We start from the raw sequence: 16,466 nt of genomic DNA on the forward strand, positions 1-16,466 counted from the left end.
GACGGGCGGTGTCGACCGGGTGAACAAACGAGCGAGCGCCGCTACACGACGGCGGCGAGCAGGCTCTGGTCGGGCACCGGGGCGGCGCCCGAGAGCGAGTGCCAGGCGCGGGCGAGCGCCTGCACCGCGGCATCCATCGTCTCGGGCGGATAGCAGATGGGCAGCCGCAGGAATCGCTCGAACGCGCCGTCGATGCCGAATCTCGGCCCCGCCGCGATGATGAGCCGCTGCGAGCGAGCGGCGAGGGCGAGCTGCGAGCTCACCGGGGCGCCGAGGCCGACCCAGGTCACGATGCCGCCGTCGACGTGCGGCACGTGCCAGTCGGGCAGGGCCTGGCCGAGCAGCCCTTCGAGCCGGTCGCGCCCGGCGCGGAGCTGCTCGCGGCGCAGGTCGAGGATGTCGTCCATGTGGGGCAGGGCGCGCGTGACGAGCAGCTGCTCGATGATCGGGGTACCGAGATCGCCGGGCGAGCGCACGGCGAGCAGGCGCCGGATGAGCGGGCGGTCGGCGCGGATCCAGCCGACCCGCACGCCGCCCCAGACGGTCTTGCCGACCGAGCCGACCATGATCGCCGGCCCGTAGGCGGCCATCGGCAGCAACGACTCGGGGCGATCGATGTCGAGTTCGCCCGTGGTCTCGTCGGCGATGATGACGGTGCCCTGCCGGGCGGCGGCGTCGAGCACTCGCGCCCGGGTCTCTGCGCTCATCGAACGCCCGGTCGGATTCTGGAAGTCGGGCATCAGGTAGGCCGCCACGGGGTTCGCGTGCGCGATCGCCCTCGTGAGCGCCTCCGCCTCGACCCGGCCGGTCGGGTCGGCGTCGTCTCGCGGCGCGACACCGACCGGCACGAGGCGGGCGCCGGCGGCCCGGAGCGCCTCGTAGGCATGCGGGTAGGTCGGCGCTTCGATGATCGCCCGATCGCCGCGGCCGATGAGCGCCCGCGAGAGCAGGGCGATCGCGTGCTGCGCGCCGATCGTGACCATGATCTGCTCCGGCGTGGTCGGGAGCCCGCGCTTCGTGTAGCGGTCGGCGATCGCCGCGCGAAGCGCGGGGGTGCCGATCGGGTCGAACCCCGCATCGCCGAGGTGCTCCGGCAGGTCGTCGACGGCCTGTCGGGCGAGGTCGGGCAGCCAGGGCAGGGCGGGCGGCGCCGCCTTCGAGAAGTCGATGTAGTCGGCGGCGGGCGGAGCGGGCAGCATGGTCGGCGTGCCCGGCAGCCTCGCCACGCTGCCCGAGCCGCGCACGCTCAACACGAGCCCCTGCTCGCGCAGGTGCCCGTAGGCCGCGGTCACCGTGGTGCGACTCAGGCCGAGCCGCTCGGCGAGATCACGCTCGGCCGGAAGCCGGGTGTCGACCGGGATGCGCCCGTCGAGCACAAGCAACCGGATGCGCTCGGCGAGCGCGTGGTAGGCACTGCCGGCGCCCCCGCGCCAGTCGCCGAGCAGGTTCTCGAGTGCGCGTGCACTCAGTGTGGACTCCGCCATGCGAGCCACTTTAGACGAATTGGCTCTTTGCGAACAGGCCAATCATGCAATTGGATTGCAGAATGCCCCGCTCCACCCGCTTCGCCACCGCCGATTCGACGCCTGTGTTCGTGCGCCGCCTCGTGCAGCTCTTCGTCGGCCTCTTCCTCTACGGCATCGGCATCGCGCTCATCGTGCGCGGCGAGCTCGGCGTCGCACCATGGGACGTGCTGACCCAGGGCATCGCGAAACAGACGGGCCTGCAGTTCGGGCTCATCACCGTCATCATCAGCGGATTCGTGCTGCTGCTCTGGATCCCGCTCCGGCAGCGACTCGGCTTCGGCACCGTCATGAACGCACTGCTCGTGGGGCCGTCTGCCGATGTCGGCCTCTGGCTCATCCCGCCGGGCCTCGACCTCTGGGTGCGCGTACTGCTGCTTCCCGCCGGCATCGTCGTGCTGGCGATCGCCACGGGCCTCTACATCGGGGCGCACTTCGGCCCTGGCCCGCGCGACGGCCTCATGACCGGCCTCCACCGGGTCACCGGCTGGAAGATCTGGATCGTGCGCACGGGCATCGAGCTCGTGGTGCTCGCCGCCGGCTGGCTGCTCGGCGGCAACGTCGGCATCGGCACCGTCGCGTTCGCCCTGCTCATCGGCCCGCTGTGCGGCGTCACGATCCCCATGTTCGCGATCAAGCGACCGGTGGCACCGGCGGAGACCGCGGCGACGGCACCGGCCGTGGTGGGCGCCGAGCGAGCGGATGCCCCCGCGCCCGCGCCATCCGTCGGCCCCGCGCCATCCGTCGGCCCCGCGGCATCCGTCGGCCCCGCGCCATCCGTCGGCCCCGCGCCATCCGTCGGCCCCGCCGCATCCGTCGGCCCCGCGCCATCCGTCGGCCCCGCGCCATCCGTCGGCCCCGCGGCCTGACCGCGCCCGAGACGGCAGTCGCCCCCGCGGCCGGGACACCTCGGGGGCGACTGCACTCCCCATCGGAGGCAACGAAGCGCGCCGGAGGCAACGAACTCGCTGCCTCCGACCGACCCCGTTGCCTCCGACGCGCTGAGAGCGCGCGCTAGAGCTCGCGCTCGGCGTACGCCGTCATCGCGTCGCGCACGAACTCGGCACCCGCCTGGCCGCCGTAGTTCGCGCCGAAGCGCTCATCGGCCACGTACATCTCGGCGAGGCCGAGGAAGTACTCCTTGCTCGGGCCTGCGCCGCCGCCGCCGGGCGTACCCGGAATGCCGCGCAGCCAGTCGAACTGCCGCTGCGCGAGCGCCTGGGCCTCGTCGCCCGCGGGGTCGATGCCCCGCTCGAACGCCGAGATCCAGTCGCGGCCCAGCTGCGACATCCGCTGCTGCCATGCCGCCTTCTCCTCGGCGCTCATCGAGCGCCACCACGCGTCGCTCTTCGCGTACGCGTCCTTGCCCCAACGTTCCTCGACCTCCTCCTTGTACCGGGTGTGGTCGAAGCCGTCGAACATGTTCTCCGCCATGAGTCGTTCACCTCCTTCCAGTGCTCCGATGGTGTGCTCGACCGACGCGATCTGCCGCGCCAGCCGCTCCTGCTCGCCGCGCAGCCACTCGAGGTGACTGCGCAGGGCGTGGGGCGCGCTCGCCTCGCGGTCGAGCACCTCGCCGATCAACGGGAGGCCGAGTCCGAGCTCCCGCAGCAGCAGGATGCGCTGCAGGCGCACGAGCGCGGCGTCGTCGTAGTGGCGGTACCCGTTCGAGCCGATGCGCGTCGGCGCGAGCAGCCCGATGTCGTCGTAGTGACGCAGCGTGCGGCTCGTCGTGCCGGCGAGCTTCGCGATCTCCTGGATCGACCAGTCCACGGCGTGCTCCTCTCGTTGATCGTCGGGGCGTCCTGCCCCACTGATGCCACGGTAGAGGTTGACGCAGCGTCAATGTCAAGCGCCGCATCATCCGCTTGCCCCGCGTCCTTTCCTCACCTCGCCGCACCGGCTCGACCCTGCCCCCACCGCCTCGCCCCCGTCATTCCAGCGGATATACGATCCGCCACCCCGGGCCGCTCGAGCCGCCCTCGGCGCGCCCGATCGTATATCCGCTGGAATGTTCGACTTGCGTCGGGTACAAACGCGATATATCGTGTTCCTATCAGACACGCGATATATCGCGTCACAGCCTTCGAGGGCAGCGGATGCCGCGGCATCCGAACCTCGCACACACGACGCAACCGCGACAGAAGGAGCACGGCATGTCCATCGAGAAGTGGGTCGTCAACCCGGGCGAGACCCGGGTCATCGATCTCGAACTGGTCCGCAAGATCAAGGTGAGCCTCATCGGCGGCAAGGTCGACGTGATCGCCCACGACGAGCCGGGCGCTCGCATCGAGGTCTCGAACGTCACCGGCAAAGACCTGAAGATCGAGATCGACGGCGACTCCCTCGAGATCGACCACCCGCAGCTGCGCTGGGACAACTTCGTCGACGTCTTCAAGGGCTTCATGGGGCAGGCGAAGGCCGAGGTCTCGATCCTCGCCCCGCGGCACGTCGTCATGAAGCTCGGCATCGTCTCGGGCGACGCGCTCGTCTCGGGATTCACGACCGACGCGAAGCTCAGCACCGTGTCGGGCGACGTCGTGCTCGACAACCACGAGGGCGACGTCGAGCTCTCGACCGTCTCGGGCGAGGTCTCCGCCGGCAACCACACGGGCCGCATCACCGCGCACTCGGTGTCGGGTGACGTCGTCGCCACCGGCGACGTGCGCTCGTTCAACGCCGACACCGTCTCGGGCAACATGATCCTCGACTCCTACGGCACGCCCGACCGGGTCGACACCAACACCGTCTCGGGCAACCTCACGGTGCGATTCGCCGCCGGGTCCGGCGCCCGCTACCGCGTCAACACCGTCGCCGGCACGGTGCTGATCGACGACACGACCATCAAGGGCATGCTCGGCAAGGGCTTCGAGCGCGTGACGGGCGAGCTCTCGGGGCAGTGGCTCGACCTCGGCGCGAACAGCGTCTCCGGCTCGATCTCGGTCATGCGCCGCGAACTGAGCAGCACGGCAGCGGATGCCTCGGGCGCGAGCCACGGCGACGCGGCGAGCGGTTCGGGGTCGAGCGACGACGAGGCATCCGCATGACCCCGCCAGTCTTCGCCCACGGCAGCCTGCGCCTCTACCTGCTCGCCCTGCTCGACGAGCAGCCGCGGCACGGCTACGAGCTGATCCAGGCGCTGTCCGATCGCTTCGGCGGCACCTACAGCCCGAGCGCCGGCACGATCTACCCGCGGCTCTCGAAGCTCGAGGAGGAGGGGCTCGTCTCGAAGACCACCGACGGCCGCAAGACCGTCTACGAGATCACGGATGCCGGCCGCGCCGAACTCGAGGCGCGCCGGCCCGAGCTCGACGCGATCGAGAACGAGGTCACCGACTCGGTGCGCCGTCTCGCCGACGGCGTGCGGGCCGAGGTCAACGACGCGATGCGCTCGCTCCGTGCCGAGCTCGCGAGTGCCGCTCGGGAAGCCAAGCGGGCGTCGACCACGACATCGGCGTCGGCAGCGGGTGCGACCGGCGGGACATCGTCGACCGGATGGAGCGGCGACGCCCGTGCCGAGACGAGCCGAACGGTGCACGAGGCCGACCTCGTGCTGAGCGAGTTCCGGCAGCAGCTGCGCACCGACCTGCGCACGCACGCGAACCGCGGCCGCGTCACGCCCGAGTCCGTCACCCTGCTTCGTGCGCGCCTCGCCCAGGTGCGGGCCGACGTGCTGGCCACGCTCGCCGAGCACTGAGCCGTCAGCCTGACGCGCACTCGCTGACCCTCCCCTGAACCGGGCGGCGCCTCCCCCGGGGCGCCGCCCTCCTGCATGCCTCCTCGCACCTCCAGCGGGCGTGGAAGTGCCCCGTCAGACGAGCGTGTCGCCGATGTACCCGCCCTCGGCGCAGCCCGGCGGAATCGCGAAGACCGCCGATCCGACGGGCGTCGTCCACTCGTTGAGCAGGTCGAGCTCGTCGAGCCGCCGCTGGATCGGCACGAACTGCCGGTCGACGTCGGCCTGGAACGACGCGAACAGCAGCCCGGCATCCGAGACCGATGCGCTGGCGGGCGCCTCGTCGTAGTTGTACCCGCGCCGGTAGATGCGCTCCCCCGGCTCCTCGCTGCGCGACCGCCGCAGGTGCGAGAAATCGGGGATCACCGGGAAGCCCACCGGCCCCAGCGCCTCGAAGTCGGGTTCGTCGTGCTCGCGCTCCCCCGTGAGCGGGGCGCCCGAGGCGAGCTTCCGCCCGACGGATGCCTCGCGCCCCGGCCGATCGACCCGGTCCCACCCGTCGAGGTCCATCGCGATGCGCCGCAGCACCATCGAGGTGCCGCCGGCCATCCACGCCGGCTCGCCGCCCGACCAGACGAGCTCGTCGAAGTCCGGCGTGCCCGGCTTCGGGTTGACGGTGCCGTCGAGCTGGCCGAACAGGTTCCGCATCGTGCGGCCCTCGGGCTCCGAGCCCGCCGCGCGGCGGAAGCCGCGCTGGGTCCAGCGGATCGTCGCGAAGCTGCGCGCATCCTTCAGCAGCATGCGCGCGGCATGCGAGACCGTGACCGCATCGTCGGCGCCGATCTGCAGGAGCAGGTCGCCGTCGTTCCACCGCGGATCGAGTCGGTCGATGCCGAACGGCGGCAGCGGGCGCAGCCAGCTCGGTGCCTCTGCGCCGGCCCGGGCGACGAGGCCCGGGCCGAAGCCGAAGGTGACGGTGAGCCGTGCAGGCACCTCGGCGAGCTCGGGCTCCGTGTCGGCGAGGGGCGGCCGCCCCTGCGTCACACGAGCGGCGTCGTCGCTCAGCACCCGCAGCATCCTGCGGAGCGCCGGGGCATCCACCTCGGGCAGCAGGTCGAGCGCGATGAAGAGCGCGTGCGCCTGCGGCGGGGTCTCGACGCCCGCCTGGTGCACGCCGTGGAATGGCAGGATCGCCTCGCCGACGGCGGTCGGCGAGGCAGTGCCACCGGCACCACCGGCACCCGAGGCACCCGCCGCATCGACGCCCGCCCGAATCGCGGCCGACGCGCCGAGCGCCGCCGCAGCACCGGCTCCGGCCGCGGCGGCACCTCCGAACAGGAGATGCCGCCGCGAGAACCCGGAACCGCCGGGTTCGCCGGTCATCAGTGCGCCTCGTGACCTTCGTCGTACTGTTCGTTCGCGCCCTGGTAGTCCTTCACGGGCGCGACCACGTCGAGCGAGGAGCCGTCGGAGAACGAGAGCGTGACGGTGACCTCGTCACCGGCCTGCAGCGGACCGGTCAGGCCCATGAGCATGACGTGGTTCGCGCCGGGCTCGAGCATGAGGTGGCCGCCGGCGGCGATCTCGAAGCCGCCCTCCTTCTCGCGCATGGTCATGGCGCCGTCGGATTCGACCGTCTCGTGCAGCTCGGCCATCTCGGCGGCGTCGGTCTCGGCGCCCGAGAGCGTGATCGAGGTCGCGCCCCCGTTGTCGAGCATGCCGAAGAGCGCGGTCATGCCGCCGTCACCGGCCTTCACCCAGGCGTCGGTGACGGTCACGGATGCCGCGGCCTCGGCCTGAACCGACGCGGCGGGGGTCTCGGCGGGCTGGCCGGCGGCGCACCCGGCAAGGGCGAGCACGGCCGCGAGCGCGGCACCGAGGGCAGGGGTCATCGCAGTGGATCGCATGTGTTCTACTCCCCGGGCTCAGGCGTCGTCGCCGGACGTGCCGTTGCCCGAACCCGCACCGGGGCCCGCGCTCTTGCGCTTCGCGTTCAGGATCACGGCGACGATGAGCGCGAGGATCCCGAGCCCGCCGACGACGAAACCGGCGATCGCCCAACCGTCGGGGCCGCTCTGCGCGGCGTCGACCGCCTCCTCGTGGCCTTCGGCGTGGTCGCCCTCGGCGGCGTCCTCGTCGCTCGCCGCGTCGTCGTGGGCGGGCTCCTCGGCCCAGACGCCGGTGGCGTCGCCACCGACGCCGAAGTCGATGGTGCCCTCGATGGGGTGTCCGTCGCTCGACACGGCTCGCCAGCGCACCTGGTAGTCGCCTTCGAGGTCGGCGGGCAGCGACGCGGTCACGTGCGCGCCCGCGATCACGGGGTCGCCAACGGCGACATCGCCGCCGTGGTGGTCGACGACCATGATCGCCGTGCCGACCTCGATGATGTCGTTCGAGAAGTCGAGCGCGACCTCGGTCGGGGCGGTGTCGAAGACCTGGCCGGGCTCGGGGCTCGAGCCCACGAGCTCGTCGTGCGCGAAGGCGGGCGAGGCGCCGGCCAGGGTGATGCCGGCGGCGAAGGTGAGCGCCGTGGCGGCGAGCACCATGGTGCGGAGTCGCGTGGTGCGGTCGCCCGCGCCGATGGCGGCGGCGGTCGTGTGGGTGTTCATTGCGATGGGAGTCTCTCTCCTCGGGTCCGGGATCCGGCGGCGCACTCGATGGGCGCGGCCGCAGGGGCATCCGGAAAGCTCTGGTTCCGCCGGTCGGCGGGATTACGCGGAGGCGAGGAGGAGCGGCGGGCCGCGCGAGCCCAGTGCGGTGAAGCGGAGTCGTGAACGCAGCTGCGGCACGCGCGTCGAGGCGGGCCGGCGAACGGCGGCGAGGGGAAGGGCGAGCGGCGGCACCGGCGAGGTGAGCCGGAGCACGAAGCGGCGGGCGGCTGCGGCGACGGCGCGCCACGCGGCCTGCTCGACGGCGAGCAGGTACACGATGGTCGCGACCGCGGCGAGGGCATGGCCGAGGAGCATGGCGGTGTCGGCGTGCACGTGCCCCGCCGTGGCGGCGGCCGCGCCGTCGACGAACGCCACCGTCTGGTGGTGCCCGTCGCCGCTGGCGACGAACGAGCCGGTCGAGGCACCGGCACCGACGCCGAACAGCAGGTGGAACGTGCCCTGGCTGACGATCACCGCGAGCGTCGTGCGCAGCGGCGTCGCGCGGCGACCGACGAAGGCGACGGATGCCCCGAGCGCGACGATGCCCGCGAGCACGAGTCCAACCCCGCCCGGCGCCTCGCCTCCTGCGACGCCGTGCGAGAAGGCCGCGAGGAAGAGGGCGACGACTGCGGTGGCCGAGCCACGCGCGAGCTGCGCCGCACGGTTCACAATGCCCCCGGAAGATCGATCGATCGAAGAATCGCCATAACTCTACAATGCGCTCTTGACACCGGCCTCCGCGGGTGTAGTCTCGACCGCCGTGACGAATGAGGCACACACACCACCGGCCGAGCTGAAGTCGCCGAAACACTGGATCATCGGCGACCCGCTCCCCACCGAGCATCTCGAGGGCCAGCTCCTCCCGAAGCGCTTCGCGCTCCCGATCTTCGCGAGCGACCCGCTCTCGTCCGTGGCGTATGCGCCGCAGGAGCTGCTGATGATCCTCATGGTCGGCGGTCTCGCCTTCCTGAGCTTCGCGCCGTGGGTGGCGCTCGCGGTGATCGTGCTGCTCGTGACCGTGGTCGCGAGCTACCGGCAGCTGATCCGCGCCTACCCCTCCGGCGGCGGCGACTACGAGGTCGCCCACCGCAACCTCGGCGAGAAGTCGGGCCTCGTGGTCGCGTCGGCCCTGCTCGTCGACTACGTCATGACGGTCGTGGTGTCGGTCGCGTCGGGCGTCGACAACATCATCTCGGCGATCCCCGAGCTCAACCCGTTCCGGGTCGAGCTCGCGATCGTCTTCGTCATCATCCTCGCGGCCGTCAACCTGCGCGGCGTCTCCGAGTCGTCCAAGGCCTTCGCCGTGCCGACCTACCTCTTCATCGGCAGCGTCTTCGTGATGGTCGTCGTGGGGCTCACCCGCACGCTCCTCGGCGACCCGCCGGTCGCGGAGTCGGCGACGTTCGGCGTCGAGGCCGAGTCGCTGACCCAGGCGGGCATCATCCTGCTGCTGCTGCGCTCTTTCGCGAGCGGATGCTCCGCCCTCACGGGCGTCGAGGCGATCTCGAACGGCGTGCCGGCCTTCCGCCTCCCCAAGGTGAAGAACGCGCAGATGACGCTCGTGCTCATGGGCGGCATCGCGATCGTGCTGTTCGCCGGCCTCACGGCGCTCGCGCTCATCTCGCAGGTGCACTACGCCGAGGATCCATGCAGCCTGATCGGCTGGACGGAGTGCGCGACCGAACCGCAGCGCAGCCTCATCGCGCAGGTCGCTGCGGCCACGTTCGGCGATGCCACGGTGTTCTTCTACGTGATCCAGGCGGCGACGGCGCTGGTGCTGCTGCTCGCGGCGAACACCGCGTTCAACGGCTTCCCGTTGCTCGGCTCGGTGCTCGCCCGCGACGGCTACGCGCCGAAGTCGCTGTCGACCCGCGGCGACCGCCTGATCTACTCGAACGGCGTGGTGATCCTCGCGCTCGCGGCATCCCTCATCCTGCTGATCTTCCAGGCGAACCTGACCGTGCTGATCCAGCTCTACATCATCGGCGTCTTCGTCTCCTTCACGCTCGGTCAGACGGGCATGGTGCGGCATTGGCTGCGAGAGCTCTCGCGGCTGCGGCATCCGGCGAAGAAGGCACCGAAGCGCGCGCCGAAGGGCGCCGACGAGACCGCACCGCTCACCCGTGGTGCGATCCTGCGAGCCCTCGTGATCAACGCGATCGGCGCCGCGATGACGGCGGTCGTGCTCATCGTGGTCACGATCACGAAGTTCACGCACGGCGCGTGGATCGTGTTCCTGCTGATGCCGATCCTGTTCTTCCTGATGATGGGCGTGAACCGCTACTACCGCGACGTGGAGAAGGAGATCGAGGTCGACCCGACCACGACCTTCGGCGCCACCGGCGACCACGCGATCGTGCTCGTCGGCCGCATGCAGAAGCCGACGCTCAAGGCGCTCGACTACGCGATCGCGGCCCGCCACGACTCGCTCGAAGCCGTTCACGTCTCCCTCGACGAGGAGCAGACGAAGCAGCTGAAGAAGGACTGGGTCAAGCAGAACATCCACGTGAAGCTGCGCATCCTGAGCTCGCCGTACCGCGACCTCAGCCACCCGCTCATCACGTACATCAAGTCGCGCCGCGAGGAGCACGGCGCCGAGGTCGTCACCGTGTACATGCCGCAGTACATCGTGGGCCACTGGTGGGAGACCTTCCTGCACAACCACAAGGCCCGGCGCATCCGCCAGAAGCTGCTGCTCGTGCACGGCGTCACGGTCGCGCTCGTGCCGTGGCTGCTCGACTCCTCCGACCTGATCTACGGCCGGCGCTCGCGCCCGCTGCCCGGCCAGGACCGTCGAGGCGAGCCAGTGCGCCCCGTGCCGCGGCGGCCGCTCGCCGAGTCGAACGAGAAGCCCCGGCGCTAGGCTGCCGACATGGCCACTGAGTTCACGGATGCCTCGGTGCACGAGTTCATCGACCAGGTCGCGCACCCGGTGCGTCGCCGAGACGCCGAGACGCTGCTCGAGCTGTTCACCAGGGTGACGGGCGAACAGCCCCGCATGTGGGGCCGGTCGATCATCGGATTCGGCGAGTACCACTACACGTACGAGAGCGGTCGTGAGGGCGACGCCCCCGCTGCGGCCTTCTCGCCCCGCAAGGCGGCCACGACGGTGTACCTCGTCCCGGGCCTCACTGAGGACCCGGCACTGCTCGACCGGCTCGGCCCGCACTCCACGGGGCTGACCTGCCTCTACCTGAAGAACCTCGCCGACGTCGACCTCGACGTGCTCGCCGAGCTCGTGCGCGAGTCGTACGCGTCGGTCACCGAGGGGCCCGAGCAGCCCGACGCCCGCGAGGGCGGCTCCTGAGCAGCATGCTCGGGCGCCGGCCTCTGCGCGGGTGCGCAGCCTGAGGCCCGGTCAGCGGCGCGCCCCGCCGTCCGCCCAGACGTAGGGCTCACGCGAGGCGACGTCTCCCGCTGCGGCGCGGCCGGCGAGGCGCAGGGCGCCGTCGAGCGGATCGCCGAGCGGCGCCACCGTCTCGACGTCGGGACGGAGTTCGGCGACGGTCTCGGCGAAGGTGCTCACGAGCACGCCGCCGGCGCTGATGACGCCGCCGGTCATGGCGAGCCTCGGCTCGAGGCCGGGTGCGAGGGCGGCGAGGCCGCTTCGAGCCGCCTCCGCGCCGGCCGCCGCGACGATCGTCGTCGCAGCCGCGTCGCCGACTGCCGCGAGTGCGAACACGTCGGGGGCGAACCCGGCGAGCACTCCCGCGCGATCATCGCGCGTGTACAACTGCGCCGGCCAGCCGAGCGGATCACCGAAGCGAGCACGGGCGGCGGCGAGCAGCGCCGAGCCCGAGGCATCCACGCCGTCATGCGCACGGATCGCGGCCTCGAGCCCGCGGTTGCCGATCCACGCGCCGCTGCCGCGGTCGCCGAGCAGATGACCCCAGCCGTCGACGCGGCGCCAGATCTCGTGCCCGTCGGTGCCGAACGCGACCGCGCCGGTGCCGAGCGCGACGATCGCGCCCGAGCCGCCGCCGAGCGCACCGAGGTGGGCTGTGACGGCGTCGATCGCGACCGCCGTGGGTCGACGCCGGTCGGCGGGCCCCTGGTCGACCGCGAGTTCGGCCCTGATCGCCTGGAGGAGCGCCTCGGGCCGGGCGACGAGCGTGGCGAGCCCCGTTGCGCCGAGCGCCACAGCGTCGACCCCGGCGAACTCCTCGGGCCAGAGGTCGCGCGCCCGGCGCAGCAGCGCGATCGCCGTCTGGGGCACCGAACTCCCGGCGGCGGTCACCCCGATGCGCTCGCCGGCGAGCTCACGCCGCGGACCGTCCCCGGCGCGGATCGCGACTCGGCTGCCCGAACCGCCGATGTCGATGCCGAGCAGCAGGCTCACTTGCTCATGCCGGCGGTGAGACCCGAGACGATCTGCTTCGTCGCGAGCAGGAAGAGCACGACGAGCGGAATCGTCGCGAGGGTGAGTCCGGCGAAGAGCGTCGCCCAGTCGGTCTGGTACTCGCCGAAGAAGCGCGTGATCCCGACCGGCAGCGTATAGGAGTCCTGGTCGCGGATGAGGATGAGCGGGTAGAAGAAGTCGTTCCACACCGGCACGAAGCGGAAGACCACGACCGTCGCGATCGCCGGCTTCACGAGCGGCAGGTGCACCCGCCAGAAGGTCTGGAACGGGCCGGCGCCGTCGAGCCTGGCCGCCTCGTCGAGTTCGATGGGCAGTTGGCGGAAGAAGCTCGAGAGCACGAAGGTCGAGAACGGGATGCCGAGTGCACCGTAGACGAGGATCAGTCCCCAGAGATTCGAGATCATGCCGGCCGCGTCGAGCAGGAAGAACAGCGGCAGGATGGCGAGGTAGACGGGAAGCATGAGCCCCGAGAGGAAGAGCCCTTCGAGCGCCGTGAACAGCTTCGACTTCGTCCGGGCGAAGGCATAGGCGGCGAGCAGCGACACCACGGTCGACAGCAGCACCGAGGCGACGGTGACGAAGATCGAGTTGAAGAAGTAGGTGTCGAACGAGGCCGTGATCCAGGCCTTCTGGTAGCTCGTGAAGTCCGGCGGCAGCGGCAGTCCGAGGGGTTGCGTCGCCATGTCCTGCGTGGTGCGCAGCGAGTTCGAGACCATGAGCAGCAGCGGTGCGATCGAGATCGCGGCGTACAGCCAGAGGAAGACGCTCGAGGCCATGCCGCCGGCGGTCACCTTCGGGCGGCGGCGCCGCGCTCCGCCGTTCGGGCGGCTGGACCTGCGGCCGTCGCGGCCGTCGGATGGCGCGTCGGCGGTGCTGGGGGTGATCGTCGCGGTCATCAGAAGAGCTTCCGTTCGGCCCGGCGCAGGAGCATGGTGATCAGCATCGAGATGCCGAAGATGAAGAGGAACAGCAGGGTGGCGATCGCCGAGCTCGTGCCGATCGCGTTCGAGGAGCCCGACTCGAAGGCCGTGCGGTAGAAGAGGAGGCTCAGCACGTCGGTGGCACCGGCCGGATTGCCCTGGGAGCCGCCCAGCGCGTACGGGATCGGGAACGCCTCCATCGCACCGATGAACGTGAGCACGCTCACCGTGCCGATCGCCGGCACGAGCATCGGCAGGGTGATCGACCGGAAGCGCTGCCACGCGCTCGCTCCGTCGAGCGAAGCGGCCTCGTCGATCTCCTCGGGGATGCCGCCGAGGGCAGCGCCGTAGAGCAGCACCGGGAAGCCGATCCACTGCCAGGCCGTGACGAGCACGACGACCCAGATGGCCGTCTGCGGGTTGCCGAGCCAGGGCTGGGCGAGCTCGCCCAGCCCGATGCCGCGGAGGACGGCGTTCACCGGACCGAACAGCGGTGAGAGCATCAGGGACCACAGGTAGCCGATGACGAGCGGCGAGACGAGGTAGGGCAGCGTGTACATCGTCTGGAAGAAGCGCTTGAAGCGGGTGAGGCGGTGCAGCAGGGTCGCGAGCCCGAGACCGACGGTGTTCTGGAACACCATCGCGCCGAAGAACAGCAGGATGTTGTGCACGAACGCGTTGGGGATGTCCTCGCTGTAGGGCAGCTTCGTGAACAGGGTGACGTAGTTCTCGATGCCGACGAAGTCGCCGCGCAGGATGCCGGTCCAGCCGAAGAACGAGTAGCTGAGTGCGGTGAACAGCGGGTAGGCGATGAAGACGGCGAAGAGGATCAGCGCGGGGAGGACGAAGACCATGCCCGCCCGTCGGGACAGGGCGATGCCCGTGTTCCCGCGCCGGCGGGGCGCTTTGAGTGCTGTGATGGCGGACATGGTCTTCGTTTCCTTGCTACGGGGTGGGGATGGGGGTGCGGACTACTCGCCGGGGACGAACCACTGCGAGATGCCGGTCTGCAGCGCAGCCGCGGCGCCCGCGGCATCGGTCTCGCCCAGGAACATCTTCTGCACCTGCTGGCCGAGCACGGCGGTGCCGAGCGGCTCGCCGTAGCGGAAGTCGACGAGCAGCAGGTACGGAGCCTGGCCGTCCTCGTAGTTCGACCACGCCTCCTGCATGGCGGCGTCCTCGTACTCGACCCCGGGGATCGCCGAGAACTGGTTCAGCTCGTCGGCGACGAGCTGGCCGAACTCGGGGGTGGCGAGCCAGTTGAGCAGCTCGACGGCCTCGTCCTGGTGGGTCGACTTCGAGTTGATGGCGAAGTTGCCGTCGGCGTAGGCCGGTGAGACCGGTGCGTCGAGCACGGCGTCGTCGGGCACGGGCACCTGGTAGGAGCCGAACTCGAGGTCGGGCGCCTGGTTGCGGAAGGTCGCGATCTCGAACGAACCGCCCGGGAACTGCGCCGCCTGGCCCGAGGAGAACTGGATCTGGCTGTCGGTGTAGCTCACGCCGACGACGTCGGGGGTGAGGTACTTCTCCATCTCGGTGATGATGCCGAGCGACGCGACGTAGTCCGGGTCGTTGAAGTCGGTCTCGCCGGAGAGCACCTGCTCCTCGAACTCCGAACCGCCGTAGCGGGCGCTGCCCACGATGTCGGCGAAGATCGGCAGGATCCAGTCGTCCTTGGCACCGAGCGCCATCGGCGTGATGCCGGCGGCGAGCAGCTTCTCCTGGACGTCGATGAACTCGTCCCACGTGGTCGGGACTTCGAGGCCCTGCTCTTCGAAGATCTGCTTGTTGTAGAACATCTGCAGGGTCTGGGTGGCCAGCGGCACGGCGTAGGTCTTGCCGTCGGCCTTCCCCTTCGCGCCGGCGATGACGCTGGGCGCGATGCCGTCGAGCCCGTCGACCTTGCCGTCGATCGGCTCGAGCTGTCCGGCCTCGATGTTCGGCTGAAGCTGGCCGTAGGCGCGCACCATGGGCACGTCGGGGCCGTCGCTGCCCGCGAGGCCGGTGGTGAGGATCTGGTTGTACTCGGTGTTCTGGAACGCCTCGAACTCGACGGTGATGTTCGGGTGCTCCTTCTCGAAGACGTCGAAGATCTTGTTGTAGGCCTCGACGTCTTCGGTGCGCCACGACCAGACCTTCAACGTGACCGCATCACCGCTCGCCTGCTCGTCGCCGCTGGAAGCGCTCGGCGCGCAGGCGCTGAGCAACAGGGCCGAGCCGGTCAGCAGCGCTGCGGCGGTGAGGATACGTCGCCTCATCATGTTTCTCTCCTTCATTGTGTGTGATGCAGAACGGGGATGGGTGCAAGCAGGTGGGCTAGGCGGATGCCTCGGCGAGCGCGCCGCGCACCGAGCCGTGATGACGGGAGAGGAGCGACCGGGCGTCGGCGACGTCGATCGCGGCGATCGCGGCGACGATCGAGGTCTTCAGCTCGCCGTCGGCGGATGCGAGCAGTGCGACGGCGGCCCCGGCCTCGAGGCCCGTCGCCTCCTGCAGGATGCGCACGGTGCGCAGCCGCAGCTTGTCGTTCGTCGCGACGACCGACACCATCAGGTTCGACCAGGTTCGGCCGACGGCCACCATGAGAGCGGTCGAGAAGCCGTTGAGCACGAGCTTCTCTGCGGTGGCGGCCTTGAGCCGGGTCGAGCCGGTGAGCACCTCTGCGCCGGTCGCGAGCACGAGATCGATGTCGGCCAGTGGCGCGAGCGCAGCGTTCGGGTTGCTCGAGACGAGGGCGGTGAAGGCGCCCGCCGCGCGCGCCGCAGCGAGAGCGCCGCCGACGTAGGGGGTATTGCCGCTCGCGGCGAGGCCGATCGCGACGTCATCCGGTCCCAGGCCGACGGCGGCAGCGCGCCCCTCGGCCTCGGAGTCCTCGGCGTCCTCGACGGCGTTCACCAGTGCTGCGGCCCCGCCGGCGATGTGGGCGACGACGCGACCCGCCTCGAGATTGAAGGTGGGCAGCAGCTCTGCGGCGTCGAGCACGCCGAGACGACCCGACGTGCCCGCACCGAAGTAGTGCACCGCCCCGCCGCGGCGGAAGCGCTCGGCGGCGAGATCGACGAGTTCGGCGAGCTGCGGCAGGACCGCAGCGACGGCCTCCACTGCGACCCGGTCCTCCACGTTCAGCAGTTGCAGCACCTCGAGGCTCGACTTCGAGTCGAGTTCGGCCGAGGCGTCGAGCCGGAGCTCGGTGGGCGGGAGGGGCCGCGCGCCGTCCTGGCGATCGAGCAGGAGGTCTTGGGTGCTCATCAGCGAGAGATGATCCTTCACGTCAGTGGGCTGGGTCGGACCCAGTATGTACAAAAATGTCGCGCATGTGAAGTATCGAGGCTATTT

At 70.7% G+C, this 16,466-nt stretch carries 16 protein-coding genes; 5 read left to right on the forward strand and 11 right to left on the reverse strand.

Going from position 1 to position 16,466, the window contains the following annotated elements; translation table 11 throughout:
- Window positions 1-41: 41 nt before the first annotated feature.
- Window positions 42-1,484 carry a PLP-dependent aminotransferase family protein gene (locus tag ASE14_RS09850; RefSeq protein ID WP_056654146.1) on the reverse strand — a complete coding sequence of 481 codons (1,443 nt, stop codon included), beginning with the start codon at window positions 1,482-1,484 and terminating at the stop codon, window positions 42-44.
- Window positions 1,485-1,546: 62 nt separating this feature from the next.
- Between ASE14_RS09850 and ASE14_RS09855 the strand changes: the two genes are divergently transcribed.
- Window positions 1,547-2,392: a hypothetical protein gene (locus ASE14_RS09855; protein ID WP_200953305.1), complete on the forward strand. Its 846-nt coding sequence runs from the start codon at window positions 1,547-1,549 to the stop codon at window positions 2,390-2,392.
- A gap of 145 nt (window positions 2,393-2,537) precedes the next feature.
- On the opposite strand, the gene ASE14_RS09860 is transcribed toward ASE14_RS09855, so the two are convergent.
- Window positions 2,538-3,296 carry a MerR family transcriptional regulator gene (locus ASE14_RS09860; RefSeq protein ID WP_056654149.1) on the reverse strand — a complete coding sequence of 253 codons (759 nt, stop codon included), beginning with the start codon at window positions 3,294-3,296 and terminating at the stop codon, window positions 2,538-2,540.
- Between the two features lie 383 nt (window positions 3,297-3,679).
- Between ASE14_RS09860 and ASE14_RS09865 the strand changes: the two genes are divergently transcribed.
- Together ASE14_RS09865 and ASE14_RS09870 are read left to right on the forward strand one after the other, a co-directional pair.
- On the forward strand, window positions 3,680-4,570 hold the full coding sequence (locus tag ASE14_RS09865; RefSeq protein ID WP_056656107.1) for a DUF4097 family beta strand repeat-containing protein: 891 nt from the start codon (window positions 3,680-3,682) through the stop codon (window positions 4,568-4,570).
- Window positions 4,567-5,220, forward strand: coding sequence for a PadR family transcriptional regulator (locus ASE14_RS09870; RefSeq protein WP_056654152.1), 654 nt, complete (start codon window positions 4,567-4,569; stop codon window positions 5,218-5,220). Before ASE14_RS09865 ends, ASE14_RS09870 begins: the two co-directional genes overlap by 4 nt.
- Window positions 5,221-5,334: 114 nt before the next feature.
- On the opposite strand, the gene ASE14_RS09875 is transcribed toward ASE14_RS09870, so the two are convergent.
- The 4 genes from ASE14_RS09875 to ASE14_RS09890 form a co-directional block, all read right to left on the reverse strand.
- Window positions 5,335-6,582: a Dyp-type peroxidase gene (locus ASE14_RS09875; protein WP_056654156.1), complete on the reverse strand. Its 1,248-nt coding sequence runs from the start codon at window positions 6,580-6,582 to the stop codon at window positions 5,335-5,337.
- Window positions 6,582-7,106, reverse strand: coding sequence for a copper chaperone PCu(A)C (locus ASE14_RS09880; protein ID WP_056654160.1), 525 nt, complete (start codon window positions 7,104-7,106; stop codon window positions 6,582-6,584). Before ASE14_RS09880 ends, ASE14_RS09875 begins: the two co-directional genes overlap by 1 nt.
- 18 nt (window positions 7,107-7,124) lie before the next feature.
- On the reverse strand, window positions 7,125-7,808 hold the full coding sequence (locus ASE14_RS09885) for a copper resistance CopC family protein (protein ID WP_056654163.1): 684 nt from the start codon (window positions 7,806-7,808) through the stop codon (window positions 7,125-7,127).
- A gap of 102 nt (window positions 7,809-7,910) precedes the next feature.
- On the reverse strand, window positions 7,911-8,519 hold the full coding sequence (locus ASE14_RS09890) for a hypothetical protein (RefSeq protein WP_056654166.1): 609 nt from the start codon (window positions 8,517-8,519) through the stop codon (window positions 7,911-7,913).
- 91 nt (window positions 8,520-8,610) lie between these two features.
- Between ASE14_RS09890 and ASE14_RS09895 the strand changes: the two genes are divergently transcribed.
- Entirely contained in the window at window positions 8,611-10,713 is a 2,103-nt protein-coding gene (locus ASE14_RS09895) for an APC family permease (RefSeq protein WP_235511162.1), read from the forward strand.
- Window positions 10,714-10,722: 9 nt separating this feature from the next.
- Window positions 10,723-11,157, forward strand: coding sequence for a DUF1801 domain-containing protein (locus ASE14_RS09900; protein ID WP_056654168.1), 435 nt, complete (start codon window positions 10,723-10,725; stop codon window positions 11,155-11,157).
- A 51-nt stretch (window positions 11,158-11,208) separates the two neighbouring features.
- Here ASE14_RS09900 and ASE14_RS09905 read toward each other — a convergent pair whose 3' ends face one another.
- Genes ASE14_RS09905 through ASE14_RS09925 form a run of 5 tightly spaced genes read right to left on the reverse strand, consistent with a single transcriptional unit; the run spans window position 11,209 to window position 16,379 of the window.
- A complete protein-coding gene (locus ASE14_RS09905) occupies window positions 11,209-12,189 on the reverse strand; it encodes a BadF/BadG/BcrA/BcrD ATPase family protein (RefSeq protein WP_200953306.1) in 981 nt (326 codons plus the stop codon).
- Complete coding sequence (locus tag ASE14_RS09910; protein ID WP_082600459.1) at window positions 12,186-13,106, reverse strand: carbohydrate ABC transporter permease; 921 nt, start codon at window positions 13,104-13,106, stop codon at window positions 12,186-12,188. The genes ASE14_RS09905 and ASE14_RS09910 overlap by 4 nt, the downstream gene beginning before the upstream one ends.
- On the reverse strand, window positions 13,106-14,059 hold the full coding sequence (locus ASE14_RS09915) for a carbohydrate ABC transporter permease (RefSeq protein ID WP_082600461.1): 954 nt from the start codon (window positions 14,057-14,059) through the stop codon (window positions 13,106-13,108). Before ASE14_RS09915 ends, ASE14_RS09910 begins: the two co-directional genes overlap by 1 nt.
- A gap of 42 nt (window positions 14,060-14,101) precedes the next feature.
- Window positions 14,102-15,391: an ABC transporter substrate-binding protein gene (locus ASE14_RS09920; protein WP_056654178.1), complete on the reverse strand. Its 1,290-nt coding sequence runs from the start codon at window positions 15,389-15,391 to the stop codon at window positions 14,102-14,104.
- 55 nt (window positions 15,392-15,446) lie between these two features.
- Window positions 15,447-16,379, reverse strand: coding sequence for an N-acetylmuramic acid 6-phosphate etherase (locus ASE14_RS09925; RefSeq protein ID WP_056656117.1), 933 nt, complete (start codon window positions 16,377-16,379; stop codon window positions 15,447-15,449).
- Window positions 16,380-16,466: the final 87 nt, after the last annotated feature.

The organism is Agromyces sp. Root81, from assembly GCF_001429165.1.
In the GTDB taxonomy this organism is placed as follows: domain Bacteria; phylum Actinomycetota; class Actinomycetes; order Actinomycetales; family Microbacteriaceae; genus Agromyces.